The 16716-nt window shown below is 65.3% G+C and carries 20 protein-coding genes and 1 pseudogene; 12 read left to right on the top strand and 9 right to left on the bottom strand.

Annotated elements, in window-relative coordinates; all coding sequences use genetic code 11:
- Positions 1-28 precede the first annotated feature (28 nt).
- Entirely contained in the window at positions 29-673 is a 645-nt protein-coding gene (locus tag AU175_RS00240) for a DNA alkylation repair protein (RefSeq protein ID WP_066290232.1), read from the top strand.
- Positions 674-737: 64 nt separating this feature from the next.
- Positions 738-1562: a hypothetical protein gene (locus AU175_RS00235; protein ID WP_066284982.1), complete on the top strand. Its 825-nt coding sequence runs from the start codon at positions 738-740 to the stop codon at positions 1560-1562.
- 7 nt (positions 1563-1569) lie between these two features.
- Here the strand turns inward: AU175_RS00235 and AU175_RS21535 are convergent, their stop codons facing one another.
- Positions 1570-2025, bottom strand: coding sequence for a hypothetical protein (locus AU175_RS21535; protein WP_156642084.1), 456 nt, complete (start codon positions 2023-2025; stop codon positions 1570-1572).
- Between the two features lie 408 nt (positions 2026-2433).
- On the opposite strand from AU175_RS21535, the gene AU175_RS00230 reads away from it, so the two are divergent.
- A complete protein-coding gene (locus tag AU175_RS00230; RefSeq protein WP_066284981.1) occupies positions 2434-4008 on the top strand; it encodes a sodium-dependent transporter in 1575 nt (524 codons plus the stop codon).
- The gene (locus AU175_RS21005) at positions 4005-4142 is read left to right on the top strand and encodes a methionine/alanine import family NSS transporter small subunit (protein ID WP_082978922.1); all 138 of its coding nucleotides are present in this window, start codon (positions 4005-4007) and stop codon (positions 4140-4142) included. The genes AU175_RS00230 and AU175_RS21005 overlap by 4 nt, the downstream gene beginning before the upstream one ends.
- A gap of 18 nt (positions 4143-4160) precedes the next feature.
- On the opposite strand, the gene AU175_RS21530 is transcribed toward AU175_RS21005, so the two are convergent.
- The 3 genes from AU175_RS21530 to AU175_RS00215 all read right to left on the bottom strand — a co-directional run bounded on the left by AU175_RS21530 (position 4161) and on the right by AU175_RS00215 (position 8096).
- On the bottom strand, positions 4161-4772 hold the full coding sequence (locus AU175_RS21530) for a hypothetical protein (RefSeq protein ID WP_156642082.1): 612 nt from the start codon (positions 4770-4772) through the stop codon (positions 4161-4163).
- Positions 4773-4982: 210 nt separating this feature from the next.
- Positions 4983-6068 carry an alpha/beta fold hydrolase gene (locus AU175_RS00220; RefSeq protein ID WP_082978921.1) on the bottom strand — a complete coding sequence of 362 codons (1086 nt, stop codon included), beginning with the start codon at positions 6066-6068 and terminating at the stop codon, positions 4983-4985.
- A gap of 51 nt (positions 6069-6119) precedes the next feature.
- Positions 6120-8096, bottom strand: coding sequence for an amino acid transporter (locus AU175_RS00215; RefSeq protein WP_066284976.1), 1977 nt, complete (start codon positions 8094-8096; stop codon positions 6120-6122).
- 178 nt (positions 8097-8274) lie between these two features.
- Between AU175_RS00215 and AU175_RS00210 the strand changes: the two genes are divergently transcribed.
- From AU175_RS00210 to AU175_RS00200, 3 genes are all read left to right on the top strand, one after another.
- The gene (locus AU175_RS00210; protein ID WP_231938398.1) at positions 8275-10209 is read left to right on the top strand and encodes an ATP-binding protein; all 1935 of its coding nucleotides are present in this window, start codon (positions 8275-8277) and stop codon (positions 10207-10209) included.
- Complete coding sequence (locus AU175_RS00205; protein WP_066284973.1) at positions 10206-10925, top strand: response regulator; 720 nt, start codon at positions 10206-10208, stop codon at positions 10923-10925. Before AU175_RS00210 ends, AU175_RS00205 begins: the two co-directional genes overlap by 4 nt.
- Positions 10926-11033: 108 nt before the next feature.
- Positions 11034-11465 (top strand): VOC family protein, encoded by a 432-nt coding sequence (locus AU175_RS00200; protein ID WP_066284971.1) that lies wholly within the window; start codon positions 11034-11036, stop codon positions 11463-11465.
- A 7-nt stretch (positions 11466-11472) separates the two neighbouring features.
- Here AU175_RS00200 and AU175_RS22095 read toward each other — a convergent pair whose 3' ends face one another.
- From AU175_RS22095 to AU175_RS00195, 4 genes and pseudogenes are all read right to left on the bottom strand, one after another.
- Positions 11473-11646 (bottom strand): hypothetical protein, encoded by a 174-nt coding sequence (locus tag AU175_RS22095; protein ID WP_231938397.1) that lies wholly within the window; start codon positions 11644-11646, stop codon positions 11473-11475.
- 101 nt (positions 11647-11747) lie between these two features.
- Positions 11748-11873: pseudogene (locus AU175_RS22590) on the bottom strand (hypothetical protein); the annotation flags it as partial.
- On the bottom strand, positions 11818-11952 hold the full coding sequence (locus AU175_RS22510) for a hypothetical protein (RefSeq protein WP_269449466.1): 135 nt from the start codon (positions 11950-11952) through the stop codon (positions 11818-11820). The pseudogene AU175_RS22590 and the gene AU175_RS22510, both read right to left, overlap by 56 nt.
- Before the next feature lie 167 nt (positions 11953-12119).
- Positions 12120-12419: a hypothetical protein gene (locus tag AU175_RS00195; protein WP_066284970.1), complete on the bottom strand. Its 300-nt coding sequence runs from the start codon at positions 12417-12419 to the stop codon at positions 12120-12122.
- 131 nt (positions 12420-12550) lie between these two features.
- On the opposite strand from AU175_RS00195, the gene AU175_RS00190 reads away from it, so the two are divergent.
- The 5 genes from AU175_RS00190 (at position 12551) to AU175_RS00170 (ending at position 16002) form a co-directional block, all read left to right on the top strand.
- Positions 12551-13234, top strand: a complete 684-nt coding sequence (locus AU175_RS00190) for a DUF2786 domain-containing protein (protein ID WP_066284969.1) — start codon at positions 12551-12553, stop codon at positions 13232-13234.
- A 15-nt stretch (positions 13235-13249) separates the two neighbouring features.
- A complete protein-coding gene (locus AU175_RS00185) occupies positions 13250-13759 on the top strand; it encodes an HAD domain-containing protein (protein ID WP_066284967.1) in 510 nt (169 codons plus the stop codon).
- Between the two features lie 152 nt (positions 13760-13911).
- A complete protein-coding gene (locus AU175_RS00180; RefSeq protein ID WP_066284964.1) occupies positions 13912-15141 on the top strand; it encodes an inorganic phosphate transporter in 1230 nt (409 codons plus the stop codon).
- A complete protein-coding gene (locus AU175_RS00175) occupies positions 15138-15359 on the top strand; it encodes a hypothetical protein (protein WP_066284963.1) in 222 nt (73 codons plus the stop codon). The genes AU175_RS00180 and AU175_RS00175 overlap by 4 nt, the downstream gene beginning before the upstream one ends.
- 85 nt (positions 15360-15444) lie before the next feature.
- Complete coding sequence (locus tag AU175_RS00170) at positions 15445-16002, top strand: dihydrofolate reductase family protein (RefSeq protein WP_066284962.1); 558 nt, start codon at positions 15445-15447, stop codon at positions 16000-16002.
- Between the two features lie 38 nt (positions 16003-16040).
- Here AU175_RS00170 and AU175_RS00165 read toward each other — a convergent pair whose 3' ends face one another.
- Entirely contained in the window at positions 16041-16520 is a 480-nt protein-coding gene (locus tag AU175_RS00165) for a hotdog fold thioesterase (RefSeq protein ID WP_066284960.1), read from the bottom strand.
- Between the last annotated feature and the right edge of the window lie 196 nt (positions 16521-16716).

Genomic DNA, 16716 nt, shown 5'->3' with positions numbered 1-16716 from the left:
GACGGCAGCAGGGTCGGTGGCCGAGGTAATGGCCGAGCTGGCCACACTTGAAGACCCGAGGGCCCGTGAGGTGAACGCGAAACACGGCGACGATCACGGTGTGAACCTCAGTAAGCTGCGCGCCGTGGCGAACCGGCTGAAGACGCAGCAGGAACTCGCACGGCAGCTCTGGGACACAGAGGACACAGCCGCGAGGTTGCTTGCGCTCCTGGTCTGTCGGCCGAAGGCCTACGAGCGTGACGAGTTGGATCTCATGTTGCGGGAGGCGCGCACGCCCAAGGTGCACGACTGGCTCGTGAACTACGTAGTGAAGAAGAATGCGCACTCCGAAGATCTGCGCCGGTCCTGGTCCGCCGATCCGGATCCAGTGGTCGCCAGTGCCGGCTGGGCGCTGACCACCGAACGCGTGAAGAGGAAGCCCGAGGGACTCGACCTCGCGGGGCTGCTCAGCGTTATCGAGGCTGAGATGAGAGAGGCCCCGGATCGCCTGCAGTGGGCGATGAACGCCTGTCTGGCTCAGATCGGGATCCAGCATGCGGAGCACCGTATCCGCGCAATCGATATTGGTGAGCGCCTGGAGGTCCTCAAGGACTACCCGACTCCGCCGAACTGCACTTCTCCGTTCGCGCCCATTTGGATCAACGAGATGGTGCGGCGGGCCGGAGGGGCTTGAAACAGCATCTGGAGGGGCCAATCCCTGCACGAGGCGTTCCCGCCGCGTCGCGCTAAACTGGATCATGACCGGTGCCCCTGCCCGTCTTCTGGCGTGGCTCGTCGTCTTGGCGAGCCTTATCACTGCCTGCACTCCCGTTGTGGACCTCGATGAGGCCGCCACCGATCGACCGTCCGCAGCCTCTTCGCCCCTGCCGGCTGTTGGGGACGCCGCCCCCGCCCCCCAACGGACCCCGGCCAACACGCCGACACCGGTTCCCGCGCCACCCCCGGTGCCCCAGGCGTTCGCCCTCAACCTCTACCAGTTGGGGGACTTCGTGCCGCAGTACACTTTTGACTGGTGTGTTGGGGCCAGCATCCAGATCGCACACAACCTCATCGATGACACGGGGGGCGGCTCGTGGGCCGACCCCGCTCAGCAGGGCGAGCTGTGGGAAATGGCGCGGGCACGGTCGTCCAACTCGTTCAACGGTGCCAACCCGCTCGGTTGGGCGCAGGTGCTGACCGAGATCGGGATGGGGCCGTACACCGTCGTCAGCATCCCCCAGTACGACGACGCGCTGCAGACCGCGGCGCGTGCCATCGCCGACACGGGACGGCCGGTTGGGCTGGTCATGTGGCGCGGCCGCCACGCGTGGGTGATGAGCGGGTTCGAGTCGCTCGGCGATCCCGACCAGTTCCCGGAGTTCTCGGTCACCGGCATCCGCGTCCAGGATCCGCTCCACCCGCATGGCAGCGGGCAGTGGGGTCCGTCGCCCGCGCCCAACAGCCTGCTCACCCCTGAGCAGCTGGCAACCCAGTTCGTGGCCCGCGAGCCGCGACGCTGGAGCAGCGATCTGCCGACCGGCTACCTGCTGGTGCTGCCGGTTGCGGCGGCCGCTGCTACGTGAAGTGGGGTTAGGGGCTCGCGTCCGAGGATGTTGGTGAGGTCAGTGCCAGTCTCCTCGAGGAATCCGTGGCTTGCAGCGGAATGGATAAACAGCAGCATCGATGGCTGGAAGGGCAGCAGCGCTGAAGAGTCCAACGCCTGACGCAATTCGCTGCGGCTGCGGCAACGCCGCCCTGCCCGAACGGGGCAGAGATGACCCTTTCCCGGGGAGCCAGGAGTTGGCCGATCAGCTCCGCGTAGAGACCGTTCCGCAAAATTGTCCACTGCGGCGTTCCGTGACGAAGGCGGCATTCTGTCCAGCGGTGTGCCAGTGCGAATCCCAGATGGTCGCCGGCGTCGGTGAGGCTCGTGTACACGATGTGCCTGACCCCATCGCGTTCTGCCGCCGTGATGGCGTTGTTGTGACGGCTGATGACGACGTCGTCTTCTTCAGTTCCGGCGGACACCATCACGAGTGTTTCCACGCCCTCAAAGGAGATTGTTTCGGGGACGTCGAAGTCCAGAGCCCGGAGCTGGCTGCTGCTGGTTGTACGGCGGGTTGCTCCGGGCGCAGGCGCGCCAGCCTCGGAACCCTGCGGCGAAGCGGACCATCCGGACTGCGGGATCCGTGATGTATTGGATCGGATCGGCGATAAATGGTCCGTACTCGTGTTTGGACTTCTGCTCCTGCGGCAGGACGGAGCACCTGCGCGAAAAGCCGTGCGGAAAGTCCAGGGCTTCCATGAAACGACGGGTGAAAGTAGAGTCGCGGCATAGCCAGTGAATCGGACTTCCACCTTCCTCCGAGAGCGAGCCCCCATGGACCGTCCAGAAAAGCGCGCTATCCAGCGCTGCAGCATCAAACTGACAACCTTTGTGCAGGGCGTGACGGGATGAGCGGCCCATCATCTTCCCGCTCCGCCGCACCTGCGAAGCGCGAGACATTTTCCACGCGCCGGCTCTTTATTCTCTCCGCCATCGGTTCAGCTGTGGGGCTTGGGAACATCTGGCGTTTTCCCTATATCGCCTATGACAACGGCGGCGGCGCGTTCCTGATCCCGTACCTCGTGGCGTTGCTGACGGCGGGCATCCCGCTGCTGTTCCTGGACTACGCCGTGGGGCACAAATTCCGTGGCTCCGCGCCGCTTGCCTATCGCCGGCTCCACCGGGTGGCCGAGCCGTTGGGGTGGTGGCAGGTCCTGGTCTGCTTCGTCATCGCGGCCTACTATGCCGTGATCATCGCCTGGTCCCTGATGTACACCATCTTTTCGTTCACGGAGGCATGGGGGGACGACGCCGAGGGCTACTTCTTCGGCACTTTCCTCAACGTCGCCGAGGCGCCTGGCATCGGCTTCAACTTTGTGCCATCCGTTTTCTTCCCGCTGCTGTTGATCTGGACCGCAGTCATCATCATCATGGTGGCCGGAATCCGCAAAGGCATTTCACGCGCCAACTCGGTCCTGCTCCCGCTGCTGGTGGTCATGTTCCTGCTGCTGGTGGTCCAATCCCTGTTCCTCCCGGGCGCGGCGGAAGGACTCAACGCATTCTTCACCCCCGATTGGGCCGCCCTGGCCGATCCGTCCGTCTGGGCCGCTGCCTACGGGCACATCTTCTTTTCCCTCTCCGTGGGTTACGGCATCATGGTCACCTACTCCTCCTACCTGAAGCGCAGGACCGATCTCACCGGTTCCGGAATGGTGGTTGCGTTCTCCAATTCGGGATTCGAGATCCTGGCCGGCATCGGCGTGTTCGCCGCCCTTGGGTTCATGGCGCAGGCGGCCGGAACAGGTGTCAACGATGTGGTGACCCAAGGCATCGGCCTGGCTTTCGTCGCGTTCCCCACCATTGTGTCCCAGGCGCCGTTCGGGGCGGTCATGGGGGTGCTGTTCTTCGGGTCCCTGGTGTTCGCCGGGGTTACATCGCTGATCTCGGTTCTGGAGGTCATCGTGGCGGCGGTGCAGGACAAACTCGGCTGGGCGCGGATCAAGGCTTCAATAGTGGTGAGCGGACTGGTCGCGGCGGTGTCACTGGCACTCTTCCCGACGGCAACGGGCCTCTACCTCCTGGACACCTCCGATGCTTTCGTGAACAGCTTTGGCATCACGCTCGGGGCGCTGGTCACCGTCGTGGTGCTGGCATGGTTCCTGCGTAAGCTTCCCCTGCTATCAGCCCACCTCAACCGCATTTCGACGATCAAGATGCGCCGGGCGTGGATGGTGCTTGTTGCTGGCGTAGTGCCGCTTGCGCTGATCTACATGGTTTCCAGCGAATTCATCAGCAAGATTTCCACCACCTATGAGGGCTATCCCGAGTGGTTTGTTGGCCTGTTCGGCTGGGGCATGGCGGGCGGGCTCGTGGTCCTGGCGCTCGTCCTGACCTTCATCCCCTGGAGCGGCAGGTCCAAAGCGCACCACGATCCCGAATATCAATCCATGGTGGACGAAGAATCAGAGGAGACTGCACGATGACACCCATCGCGATCACCATGATGATCATCGCCATACTCACCGTATGGGGTGGTCTGGCGCTGGCGCTGCTGAACCTAAAACGGCACCCGGAGGACGAGGGCGCGCTGCCCGAGGAGCACGCACCGGAGCTTTAGCCCGGCAGAGTACGAAGATTAGCCTGCCGGATCTACAGTCGGATTTTGTGACGGTATCGGCGATCTGGATGGGTAGGAGGGTATTCCGCCGCCAGAACCTGCTGCCTTGAAGGTTCCGACTTGTGTTTCGCCGTCGCTGAGGAATACGGGGATTTCGCGAAGGGGGATTGGGTTGGAAAAGTTTGTCACTGCATCTTCCGGGCTGGTGGGCATTGGCCCGCCGTAGAGATCCTTTGCGTAGGCGTAGCCGGATGATCCGTTCGTTGCCATGACGGCGATCAGATCCGGGACTCCGTGTTCGGGGCTTTCCATGCCGTAGGTTTCACCTTTGGCGTTGACGCCCGGCTCGGTCCGTTCCTGTTTCACATATTTGGCGGTGAGCTGCCACCGGCTATGCGGCTCGGTGTTGATCGTGATGCTGTCCTGCCTTGGTTCGAGGGAAACGGTGTACCGGCAGGAGGCATATCCCGCCTCTGTGTCGATGTCTGTGGCGGTGAAACCGCAGGAGGCGCCGTCCTGGAACTTAAACCAGCCAGGGGTCAGGGCGGTTAGCTTCAATTCGATGTCGGTGGCCCCTTCCGGAGGGTCGCCGAGTTCCAACGTCGCCGTTCCTGTGTAGCTCTCTGTCACGGGCGAAGCCAGGGGAGTTACTTCCTGACCGCCTGGGATCTGGAACAGCCCGGCCGCTGCGGCGCCGGCCTTGCCTACCGAGCAGTCCGGAACCGTAGGATCGCTGCCCACCGCAGGTGGATGATCCGTGCCTTAGCGGTCGGCCTGGGTGTGGGCACCATCCGGTTGTGGATCGGCACCTATCCTCGATTCCGTCGCCGTGTTCCGTATTCACGGATCACTTGTTGCTGTGGTGCCTTGAACCCGACCGCCCCGCCGGTCCGGAGCGGAGACATCGGTGGCGTCGAGGTGGCCTGTGATCGCCGTCATTACCTCGTGCATGTCAGGGTAGGGGAACGGATGACCGGCGCCTTCCAGCCAAAGGCCGCAGGCGGAAGGGATGGCTGCGGCGAGTCGGTGGCCGTGCTCGATCGGCAGGTACGCATCGGCGTTCCCGTGAATCACAAGGGTGGGTGCCGTGATCGAACCCAGAAGCGGGTATCGGGAGCGGGTCACGGCGACGGCAACCTGGTGCTGCAGCAGTGCGCGGAGGTTGAGTCCGTTTCGCTCGCGCAGGTCGTAAAGAACGATCCTGGTCCACTCTTCCACGTCGACAGGTTCGTCTCCGCCTTGCGCGACCAGCCCGGCGAGGAGCTCCTTCACGAGATTCGCTTCCCCGCCGAGCAAGCGGTAGCGCAGCAGTGGAAGGCCCGCTATCACGGACAGGATCAGCGGCCAGGTCTGAGGCCCCGGCATAGAGCCGTCGGTTGGGTCGGCCGATGTTGACATGAGGGTAAGGGACTGGACACGCCCGGGGTACGCGATCGCGATCTCTTGGGCGACGAAACCTCCGAGTGAAAGCCCGAGCACGTGACTGCGGTCGATATGAAGCTCGTCCAGGACGGCGATCGCATCGTTCGCCATGTCGATGAGTGAGTACGGATGCTTTCGGCTCCAGCCTGTCATCCAACTCGACGCGCCGGTGCCCCGATGGTCGTACCTGACCACGCGGTATCCCGCCGCCGACAGGGCGCGCAGGAAGGCGGGCGGCCAAAACAACGAGCCTACGCCGAGTGAGGAGTTGAGCAACACGACACCCTTCTCCGCACCGGCAGAAGGGATGGACTCGTACCAGATCCGGACCCCGCCGGACTGGGCATACCCCGATTTGCCCTTGACGACTCCCGTTACGGGGGCGGCACGGATGCGGGCAATGGTTTCCTCCGTGCCGGGCGGCAGACGAGGCCCCCGCCACGCAAGAAGCGCGGCGAGTCCGGCAAGTCCCAACGCCGATGCCAGCACCACCCGCTTCCTCATCGGCTCAGCCTAAATGACGACGCAGGCTCGCGTCTTCACCCGGGGGGAGCCTCAACCAACGTGCACCCAAGGCCGCTTCGTGACGTCCGGTTCGGCTTCCCGCAGGATCTCGCGGGTCACGGGAGCGATTTCGCCCTCGCCGAGCACCAGGAACCGGAGGAGGTTCACCGCCGGGTTGCCTTCAGTCCAGCGGAAGTAGACGTGCGGCATCAGCCCCGTCACGTCGCGGATGTGCAGGAGCACCGACGCGATGGTGTTCGGCACCACCGGGCCGTTCACCTCCAGCACCGCAAACCCGTGGCGCACCACACCCCTGACTTCCAGCTCCGTCTCGAAGTCGGAGGAGTCATCCACGGTGACTTCCAGGAACAGCGGCCGGTAGTCGGCGGGGAAGTGGCTGGCCTCGGTGGCGGAGGCCAGCTTTTGCAGGTAGGCCTCGGCGGACTGCCGGAGGGGTTCGTGGGCGATGATACCGATCGGCCCGGACAGGTTCTCCGCCATGAATTCCAGCGCCTGCGTGTCCAGCCGCACGTGCGTCGCATGCAGCTCGAAGGAACGCAGCACCCTGGACAGGAGCGAGATGCCGACAATCCCCAGGATGAAGAACCCGGCAATACGGATCCCCTCGGGCCGCTCCACGATATTGGTGACGGTGGTGTAGACGAAAAGCACTGCGATAACGCCGAACCCGATGGTCCGTTTCCGCTGCTGCAGCCGGCGGGCCGAGAGTGTCACCGCCACAGCTGCCGAGGTCATCAGCACCAGCACACCGGTGGCATACGCACCGCCTTGCGCGTCGACGTCGGCCTCATACAGCCAGGTGACCAGGAACCCCGTCAGGGTGAAGACCAGTACGAGGGGGCGCACTGCCTTGGCCCATTCGGGGGCCATGCCGTACCGGGGGAGGTACCGGGGGACCAGGTTCAGCAGGCCGGCCATCGCAGACGCCCCGGCGAACCACAGGATGGCGATGGTGCTCAGGTCATACACGGTGCCGAATCCGTCCCCGAGGTACTCGTGCGCGAGGAACGCAAGCGCTCTGCCGTTCGCCTCCCCGCCCGGCAGGAACCCGTCCTCGGGAATCAGGACCACTGTTGTGAAACTGCTCGCCACCAGGAAGGAACTCATGATCACTGCTGCGGTGGTCAGCAGCCTCCGCGTACCCCGGATGCGTTCGGCCGGGTTGTCGCACGTATCGCCTGCGCCGCCGCGTACCTGCGGCATCACCGCCACGCCGGTCTCAAAGCCGGACAGTCCCAGCGCCAGCTTGGGGAAGACCAGCAGCGCAATGGCCACCGCCATCAGGGGACTGCCGTGCGAAGTGTTGAGGGTTTCCCACCAGTCGCCGACGGCAACCGGATGGGCGGCCACCTCCCCGAGCGACCTGGCAATGACCACGACGTTGAGCCCCAGGTACAGGACCACCAGCACAACGGCGACGCCGATGGCCTCCTTGAACCCGCGCAGGAAGACCGCGGCGAGCAACGCAAGCAGGACGAGCGTCACGGCCACCTCCTGGCCGTGCAGGAACTCAGGAGCAAACGGGTTCTCGACCAGGTGGGCCGTCGCGTCGGCGGCGGACAGCGTCATGGTGATCATGAAGTCCGTCGCCGCAAAGCCCAGCAGTACCAGCACCAGGAGCTTCCCGCCCCAGCGGGGGAGCAGCCGCTCCAGCATGGCGATGGAACCCTCGCCGCGGGGACTCTCGCCGGCCACCCGCCGGTAGACCGGGAGGGCGCCCAACAGTGTCACAGACACCAGGACGAGAGTGGCAAGGGGAGAGATGGCGCCGGCAGCAAGCGCCGCAATGGCCGGCTGGTAGCCAAGCGTGGAGAAGTAGTCAACGCCGGTCAGGCACATCACCTGCCACCAGTGGTGCCTCTTCTCTCCGTCCGGCGCCACCCCGCCGGGGCCCAGATGGGCACCCTTGGTGTCCTGCAATCCGGACAGCAGCCAGTTGCTGACGGCTGCCTCCCGCTTAAGACGGAGGGATGACGGGTCGGCGGGCGGCCTGCTCAGGGTGGTCATGAATGCCTTTCAGCCCGCAGTACGGCGCCGCAGGCAGAGCCGAATCTAGTACCGGCGACAGGCACCCGTACCGAAATCCGGCCAATCTTGACGCATCCTTAACGCCGCTATGGCAGAGAACACAGCGCCGCCGGCTGAAGCGCGGAGGAGCGCCGGATCGGAGTGGGAGAATGGCCGCATGGCACGGGAACGGATAGTCATTGGCCTCGACGGCAGCGACGACGCAGAACTGCTCATCCGCCGCGCCGCCCGGATCCTGGAAAGGAGCGACGGCGGTGGGCTGGCAGCGGTCCACGTCCGCACCGCGGAGGGGGCGCCGGGCGAATCTCCCCAAACATTGGAGGCACAGCGCCGGCTGGTGGTTGGGCTGGGCGGGACCTACCACACCGTCTCCGCGGCCGACCCCGCCCGGGCCCTGCTCGACTACGCCCGCGAGTCCGGCGCCACCCATATAGTCGTGGGCCAGTCCCGCCGCCGGCCCATCAAAGGACTGCTGTCAGGGCTGTTCTCCGGCGGCACCGTGGAAGCGAGGGTGGTCCGCGGTGCAGGTGACATCGCTGTCCAAGTGGTTCCCCGCCACGACACTCAGCAGACCACACCGCGCCGGCGGCCAGACCTTGGCCGGGCCAGGGTGGGCGCCGGCTTTGCGCTCGCCGGTGCGGTTCCGGTTTTGTTGCAGCTGCTGCTGGCAGTCTTTGACCACAGCGTGGCTACCGCCGTCCTGATCCAGCTGGCCGGCGCCGTTGCCGTGGCCCTGGTGGGAGGATTGTGGCCCGCCGTGGTCGGCGCGCTGTGGAGCAGCGTGCTGGTGAACTATTTCTCCACGCCACCGGTGGGAAACTTGGCCGTCAGCGATCCTCAGGACTTCCTGTCCCTGGGCATTTTCGTCGGTGTCTGCGTGGCCGTCGCCGGTGTCGTGGACACGTCCGCCCGCCGATCCAAGGTAGCAGCCCGCGCCCAGGCGGAGGCGGCGACGCTGGGTGAGCTCGCGCTGGGGGCCTCCCGCTCCGAGGACACCCTCGACGGGCTCCTTGCGGAGGCGCTGCACGTTTTTGGTGCCGCCGGGGCCGGTGTGTTCACCAGCAGGGAGGGCAATTCGGAAGGTGCTGTTCCGGCGTCGGATGCTGGCGGCCAAGCATGGCGGATGGTGGCCGGTGCCGGGGACACCACCAGGTGGGCACCGGGCGCCACCGGCCTGGCGGGCAGCACGGCAGAGCCGGTCGACGCCGACACCTGGCTTGTGCTGTTCGGCCGGGAGGTCCCGGCGGCGGACAACAGGCTGCTGGGTGCCTTTGCGGTCCACGTGAAGGCCCAGCTGGAGCGCCGCCAGCTGGCCGTCAGCCGGCGCGAAGTGCTGCGGCTCGCCGAAGGGAACACGATGCGCACCGCCATCCTGCGGGCTGTGTCCCATGACCTGCGGACGCCCCTGGCCGGGATCAAGCTCGCCGCCGGCGGGCTGCTGCAGCGCTCCGTTACGTATACCCCTGAGGAGGAACGGGAGCTGCTGGAAACCATCGACGAGTGTACAGACCGGCTGGACCAGCTTGTGGGAAACCTGCTGGATATGTCGAGGATTACCGCCGACTCCGTCAGGCCGTCGCTGGGGCCCGTCCGGTGGAGCGACGTTGTTGCCCCGGCTCTGCGTGGTCTCCCGGACGGCACGGTCCGCGTAGAGCTGCCAGCCAACATGCCCGCCGTGGAAGCTGATCCGGTGCTGCTGGAACGCGTCATCGCCAATATCGTCGAAAACGCCGTTAAGTACGCGCCAGACTCCGGAATCACTGTGACCGGCGCCTCCGACGGCATGGGTTCAGCGACCCTGGATGGCTATCCGACCGGCGAGCTGCGGATCATTGACCACGGTTCGGGCGTGCCCGCCCGGAAAGTGCTGGAAATGTTCCAGCCATTCCAGCGGCTCCACGACCTGCCGCAGGGCACCGGAGTAGGGCTGGGCCTGGCCGTCGCAGACGGTTTCGTCAAGGCGATGGGAGGCACCCTGACCGCTGAGGAAACTCCGGGCGGCGGGCTGACCATGGTGATCACCCTGGCCCTTTCCACCGGTGAAGCAGGCGCGCGCCATGCGGCGGACCGGCCGAGGCAGGACGCAACATGAGCCCGGGCCCGACCGAATCTTCAGGCACCCCGGCCGGCCACCGCACCAGCGTCCTGGTAGTCGACGACGACGCCCACCTCCTGAAGGCCCTCCGCATCACGCTCCGGGCCCACGGCTATGCCGTGGATACGGCGCCCGACGGCGGAACGGCCCTGCGTGCCGCATCGCACCGGCCGCCGGACCTGATGGTCCTGGACCTCGGGCTGCCGGACCTTGACGGAGCGGAGGTCCTGCGGGAACTTCGCCGGTGGAGCAGCCTGCCGGTGCTGGTGTTGTCCGCGCGGCACGGCTCTTCGGACAAAGTGGAAGCCCTGGACGCGGGCGCGGACGACTACATCACCAAGCCGTTCGGCCTGGACGAACTCCTTGCCCGGCTGCGTGCGCTGATGCGCCGGGTACCCGAGCCGGAGTCGGCGCCTACCGTGGCGGCGTCGTCGTTCACCGTGGACCTTGTCCAGCGGCGCGTCACCAGGGACGGCGATGCTGTCCGGTTGACACCCACCGAATGGAACATCCTGGAGCTCCTGGTCCGGAACCCGTCCCGGCTGGTAACCCAGCAGCAGCTGCTCCTTGACGTCTGGGGTCCGTCCTACCAGAAGGAAGCCAACTACCTTCGCGTGTACATGGCCCAGCTGCGCCGGAAGCTGGAGGCGGACCCCGGAAATCCCCGCCACCTGCTCACCGAGCCCGGTGTCGGGTACCGTTTCGTGCCCTGAACCCCGAGGAAAAACCGGGGGGCGGCACCCTATGAACCCGGGTGGAATTGGGGCAGTATGTTGACTGTTCCTTTCCGAGTCCGTTCCGAACCGCAAGGAGATCCGCCCATGCCAACAACGCTCAACCCCTACCTTGGCTTCCGCGACAACGCCCGCGAGGCGATGACGTTTTACCAGTCCGTGTTCGGCGGCGACCTGGCGCTCAGTACATTCGGCGAGTTCCAGGCCAGCGAAGATCCGGCCGAAGCCGACAAGATCATGCACGGCATGCTGACCACCAACAACGGCCTGGTGCTGATGGGGGCGGACACCCCAAACGGCATGGACCTCGCGGCCGGCAGTTCCATTTCAGTCTCGATCAGCGGCGACGATGAGGACGAACTGCGCGGTTACTGGGACAAGCTGGCCGGCGACGGCGGCACCGTAACCGTTCCACTCGAACCGGCGCCGTGGGGCGATATCTTTGGCATGTGCACGGACCGGTTCGGGACCGCCTGGCTGGTCAACGTCAACAACCCAATGGCAGCTCCGGCCTCCTAGTTCCGCGCTACCGGCTTTCGGCGGCCTGCTTCCTGGCCACAAAGTAGGCGTTAAACGGATCCTCCTCCAGATCCAGGACCTGCACGTCGCCGAAGCCGGCGTCGCGGACCATCGCTTCGGCCCGCTGCACGCCCCACAATGTTCCCAGTCCGTCACCGTCCTGTGCGAGTGAAACCGACATGCAGTGCGTGGTGGAAAATTGCGTAGAGGAAAGCCGCCCACGGCAGCCGGCTTGTAGTCGACGAACTGTGCCGTCACCATGCCGCCGAACCACTCGCGCACATAGCGTTCGTTGAGGCCCGCCGCATCGGCGATCTGCTCGCTGGTCGCCGGAGGCAGCACGGCGAGGGTGTCAAAAAGTCCCGTTTGGTGGCCCGATGCTCGCCAGCACGGCAGTCGAGCCGTCATTCAGGATGCCCAGCAACCGCCGGGCAGCTGCCTCAACCTCAGCTGCCTCAATGGCGGACTCTGTCTGCTGAGTAGTCATCGGCCTTCCTTTCCTCACCGGTCCGGACACGGTGTCCGATGTACCGAGGCTATGGCGGTACCGCCTTTGGCCGCGGCGGGCGGATGATGCATCTTGGAAGCAGGGGATGGGGCGGATGATGTACACCTCCGGACGCCGGCCAGCCTTCGGGGAAACAGGACAGAAAGTTAGCCCAACGCCACAGCGAGGTCCCCGCGTGTGCCCCAACGCAGCGACAGTATGATCGCGGTCATGGCCGCGCCGGACGGGTTGTCTTCGGCCGCCAGGCGGTGGTACAGCTCCTCGGATGCCGCCAGCGATTCGGGCACGTTGCCCAGCCACCACGCCGAGCTGGCGAGAGCGTCCAGGTCCGGCGTGGCGAGTTGCGAACTCCGGTGGGCCTCAGTGAGGCTGCGGTTTGCCGTAACCCAGTCCCGCCGGACGAAGGCAACGCGTCCGGAGGTAAGCAGTTCATCGAGTTCTGGCATGGCTCGGCTCTTGGAATATGCACCCAGCGTACTGCTGGGGAACCGGGCGAAACAGCGGCGGTGAGCCCGGCTTGCCGACGCCGTCTCCGCAGTCCTTGAGCAGCGGCGGCGCGCGGTGGGACGATAGAAGTGTGCAGCCCATCCTCGATTTTATGGCCCATTACTGGTGGTTGGTCTTTCCCCTCAGTGGTGTGATGGGCGGCTGGGCCCGGTCGTGGCAAAACTCCACCGAGCGCAGGCACCAGCGGCGCGTGGAACTCTACAAACTGCGGAACCAGACACTGCAGGCGGAGCAAGTGGCCGAAGCCGAAGTGGCATTGCTGATGGCCACGCACGACGCCGTCAACAAGCAGTGGCTGGACTATGAGCTGGATGTCGGCAAGCTGATCGACTTTCCCCTGATGACTGATGTCCGCGAACCCCTGACCGTGGCGTTCCTGCGGGCCAAGCGTGAAGCTGACGGTCTCCGGCCTGCCACCGCCAAGGAGTTGACGGTGCCGTCCCGGCTCGACGCGTACCGCGCCGCCGTCAACGGCTACGAAGTGGCCTTCTCAATAGCTGAACGGGAAGCCAGGCGGATCAGGGACACCAATTTTTCCGGTCCGGAGCGGGAACGGCTCGCCAAGGCCAGGAAGCTGCTGCGGCTAGCGGAGGACGGCGCGGCCACACCGGCCGAGCGACAGGCAGCCTACAAGCGTGCCCGCCGGGAACTGGACGGCCTCATCGTCCTTCCCGACGCGACGGTGGCCGCCCTGGAGGAAAAGGTGGCCCCCATGCTGGGCCCCGGCCGGCCCTCGGACTATCCCCAACGCTGAGCCTGCGGAGCGGCTGTGCGGAACGTCACGCTCTATGTGGATGTTGACGGCGTCATCTGCCCGTTTGGCCCGGCCGGCAGGAGCGAATGGGGCTCCGAATGGCGACGCGCCGAGGCGGGCCTGCTGCCGGTGGCCTATGCGCAGGAACTGGTGGACGGGCTGAACAGCCTGGCAGCGCAGCCGGACGTGCGGTTTATCTGGCTCACCAGCTGGGAGGAGATGGCTGCCCAATACCTGTGCCCCGCCATCGGCCTGAACGGCAGCCGTTGGCCCCACCTGGCTGCTGACGGCGGCAACACGGGGGCGGGGTGGTGGAAGCTGGCGGCGCTGCAGGCGGATCTGGAGCGGAGCAATCCGGAGCGGATCGTGTGGATTGACGACCAGCTCCGGTTTGAACAGGAAGCGCAGGCGTGGGCCCGTTTCCTCGGCGCGCGGATCCTCCTGGTCTCACCCGATCCACGGCTCGGGATTTCGCCCGGTGAACTGGCTGCCGTCCACTCCTTCCTCACGCCGCCAACGTTTTGACCTGATGCCCGGGACGCGTACGATCGATAGGGTTTCACGCCGGTTCCGTTAACGCCACAAGTCATTTCAAGCGAACAGCTGGTGAATTATGCTGTGCAAGGCAGCCGGGGCAAAGAAACTGCTGAACGTCGACTCTGCAGATTGGGCAACAGGTGGATATCACCTTAATGGTGGCGCTGGTTATCGCACTGGCACTATTTTTCGACTTCACGAACGGCTTCCATGACACCGCGAACGCGATGGCCACGCCCATCGCAACGGGCGCCATCAAGCCGAAGACTGCAGTGACGCTCGCCGCCATCCTGAACCTGGTGGGTGCCTTCCTGTCAACGGAGGTCGCCAAGACAGTTTCCGGCGGCATCATCCGGGAAGGCTCCGACGGCGTCCAGATCACGCCGGACATCATTTTCGCCGGGCTGATGGGCGCCATCCTTTGGAACATGATCACCTGGCTTAAGGGGCTCCCGTCGAGTTCGTCCCATGCGCTGTTCGGGGGTCTGATCGGTGCGGCCATCGCCGGCATCGGTTTTAACTCCATCAACCTTGAGAGCCTGCTCCAGAAGGTCATTCTGCCGGCCATCTTCGCCCCGCTCATCGCCGGACTTGTTGCCTATATCTGCACACGGCTCGCTTATGCACTGACATCCCGCCACGACCCGGAAACCGGCAGCAAACTGACGCAGAAGCGCGGCGGCTTCCGGACCGGCCAGATTTTTACCTCCAGCCTTGTGGCCCTGGCCCACGGCACCAACGACGCGCAGAAAACAATGGGCATCATCACCCTGGTCCTGATCGCCGCGGGTACCCAGGATCCCGGCTCGGGCCCGGAGTTCTGGGTTATCGCAGCCTGCGCGTTCGCTATTGCAATCGGTACGTATGCGGGCGGCTGGCGGATCATCCGGACCATGGGCTCCGGCCTGACCGAGGTCAAGCCGGCCCAGGGGTTCGCGGCCGAAACGAGCACCGCGACGGCCATCCTTGCCTCCTCCCACCTGGGCTTCGCGCTGTCCACAACCCAGGTGGCTTCGGGTTCGGTGATCGGCTCCGGAATGGGCCGCAAAGGCACCAGCGTCCGATGGAGCATGGTGGGCAAGATCGCCCTCGGCTGGCTGTTCACGCTTCCCGCTGCCGGCATTGTGGGCGCCCTCACCGCCTTGCTGGTCAAGACCGGCGTGGTGGGCGTCGTGATTGCCGCCGTTGCCGGCACAGCGGCCGTGCTGTTTATGTTCTTCTATTCCCGCAAGTCGCATGTCGGCCATCACAACGCCGTCGAGGTCGAAGAAGCCGGGCAGGCCGTCCGCTTCTCCAAGAAGAAGGGCCTCTCCCGGGTCCGCGCCAAGGCCAGGGCCACGGCGGATGAGCAGAAGGATACTCAACGATGAAATGGTTGGAACTCCTGACAGTGGGCGGCGCCACCCTGGTGGCCGCCGTGACCGTGGTGGTCCTTTACTCACTGGGCGTCCGCCTCACCGCCATCGCCGGTGACGCCGAACAGGCTTCGCCGGGCGTCAAGCGCTCCTTGGCCTACATCTGCTTTGGCCTCTGCGGCGTTGCAGTGCTGTTTGGGCTGTACCTGATCATCCCTTACTTCAGCAAGTAGTTTGTCTGGCCGATAACCCGCGGCAGGACGGGGCCGGACTGCGTGGAGTATGGGAACCCTGAGTCCACGTGGGTACGCTGGAGCCATGTCCCGCTTCCAGTATTTTGTGGCCGCATCCCTGGACGGCTTCATAGCCACTGCTCATGACGACCTCACCTGGCTCCTGCAGTTCGACGGCTTCGAGGGCGGCCAGGACAGTTACGACTCCTTCATGGAGGGCGTGGGCTGCATCGTCATGGGAGGGGAAACCTTCACGTGGCTGATGAAGCACGAGCCCGGCAACTGGCCCTATCCTTCCACGCCCTGCTATGTGTTCACCCGGCACGAGCACGTGGCGCCTGCCGGTTCAGACGTCACGTTCGTCCGTGGCCCCGTCCAGGAGTTCGTCCAGGACTTCAGGGACGACGCCGCCGGGAAGAATGTCTGGGTAGTGGGCGGCGGCAACCTGGCGGCCCAGTTCGCGGCCGCCGGGTACCTGGATGAGCTCATCCTGTCGGTCATTCCCGTGGTCTTGGGCGACGGCAAGCGGCTGCTGCCACTGGAAGGCCCGACGGCGCCGCTTGAGCTGACTGCCTCGCGCACCTTGGGCCGGGGGGTGGTGGAGCTGCGGTACAACCTCAATGCCGGGGATCCTGCCAGCTAGCTGTACTGTCGCCGCTGAACGGCGGCTCACAGGCTGAATTATTCAGACTTTCTTGCTGGTCCGTTGTCCCTCAGCATGTTGGTGATGCGGGCCGTGGAGAGCCGCCGGCCCTTGTCGTCGGTCATGACCACCTCATGGGTTGTCAGGGTCCCGCCGAGGTGGATGGCCGTGCACGTGCCGGTGACAATGCCCGCTGCGACGGACCGGTGATGGGTTGCATTGACCTCGATGCCCACGGCATGCCTGCCGGCGCCGGCGTGCATGCCTGCGGCGAAGGATCCCAGTGTCTCCGCCAGGACCACGTGGGCCCCGCCATGCAGGATGCCGGCCACCTGGGTGTTGCCCTCCACCGGCATGGTGGCCACCGTCCGCTCGGGGCTCATCTCCAGGAAGTGGATGCCCATCTTGAGCACCAGGGCACCGATTCCGTATCCGCTCAGCCACTCGTGGAGCTGTTCGGGGATTCCTGCTGTGACTAACTCCTCAGTAAAGGCGCCGGGCGTGAAATTGTCCATCATGGGAACTAGGCTGGCACCTGTGAGTGAAACTACCAAACCGGCCCCCTTCCCTTCCGAAACCGTCGCCCTTGAGGCCGACGCCGCCCTGCAGGACATCAAAGTCCCGCCGCCGGCCGGGGGCCGCGTTTCCGCCACCGAGGCACCCGTCATTCCCATCACCAGCCAGCCGCGCCTCCTGGTGCTGGACGGGCACTCC

The sequence above is a fragment of the Arthrobacter sp. B6 genome (genome assembly GCF_001663775.1).
Classification (GTDB): Bacteria; Actinomycetota; Actinomycetes; order Actinomycetales; family Micrococcaceae; genus Arthrobacter.
This window is presented reverse-complemented; position numbering and strand designations above follow the sequence as displayed.

What these genes read in the sequence shown, in the direction of transcription:
- AU175_RS00215 (WP_066284976.1), bottom strand. Translation starts at nt 8,096, where the DNA reads ATGACCACCCTGAGCAGGCCGCCCGCCGACCCGTCATCCCTCCGTCTT.
- AU175_RS00165 (WP_066284960.1), bottom strand. Translation starts at nt 16,520, where the DNA reads ATGATGGACAATTTCACGCCCGGCGCCTTTACTGAGGAGTTAGTCACA.
- AU175_RS21005 (WP_082978922.1), top strand. Translation starts at nt 4,005, where the DNA reads ATGACACCCATCGCGATCACCATGATGATCATCGCCATACTCACCGTA.
- AU175_RS00240 (WP_066290232.1), top strand. Translation starts at nt 29, where the DNA reads ATGGCCGAGCTGGCCACACTTGAAGACCCGAGGGCCCGTGAGGTGAAC.
- AU175_RS00210 (WP_231938398.1), top strand. Translation starts at nt 8,275, where the DNA reads ATGGCACGGGAACGGATAGTCATTGGCCTCGACGGCAGCGACGACGCA.
- AU175_RS00205 (WP_066284973.1), top strand. Translation starts at nt 10,206, where the DNA reads ATGAGCCCGGGCCCGACCGAATCTTCAGGCACCCCGGCCGGCCACCGC.
- AU175_RS00175 (WP_066284963.1), top strand. Translation starts at nt 15,138, where the DNA reads ATGAAATGGTTGGAACTCCTGACAGTGGGCGGCGCCACCCTGGTGGCC.
- AU175_RS00170 (WP_066284962.1), top strand. Translation starts at nt 15,445, where the DNA reads ATGTCCCGCTTCCAGTATTTTGTGGCCGCATCCCTGGACGGCTTCATA.
- AU175_RS00200 (WP_066284971.1), top strand. Translation starts at nt 11,034, where the DNA reads ATGCCAACAACGCTCAACCCCTACCTTGGCTTCCGCGACAACGCCCGC.
- AU175_RS22095 (WP_231938397.1), bottom strand. Translation starts at nt 11,646, where the DNA reads ATGTCGGTTTCACTCGCACAGGACGGTGACGGACTGGGAACATTGTGG.
- AU175_RS00195 (WP_066284970.1), bottom strand. Translation starts at nt 12,419, where the DNA reads ATGCCAGAACTCGATGAACTGCTTACCTCCGGACGCGTTGCCTTCGTC.
- AU175_RS22510 (WP_269449466.1), bottom strand. Translation starts at nt 11,952, where the DNA reads ATGACTACTCAGCAGACAGAGTCCGCCATTGAGGCAGCTGAGGTTGAG.
- AU175_RS00220 (WP_082978921.1), bottom strand. Translation starts at nt 6,068, where the DNA reads ATGAGGAAGCGGGTGGTGCTGGCATCGGCGTTGGGACTTGCCGGACTC.
- AU175_RS00235 (WP_066284982.1), top strand. Translation starts at nt 738, where the DNA reads ATGACCGGTGCCCCTGCCCGTCTTCTGGCGTGGCTCGTCGTCTTGGCG.
- AU175_RS00230 (WP_066284981.1), top strand. Translation starts at nt 2,434, where the DNA reads ATGAGCGGCCCATCATCTTCCCGCTCCGCCGCACCTGCGAAGCGCGAG.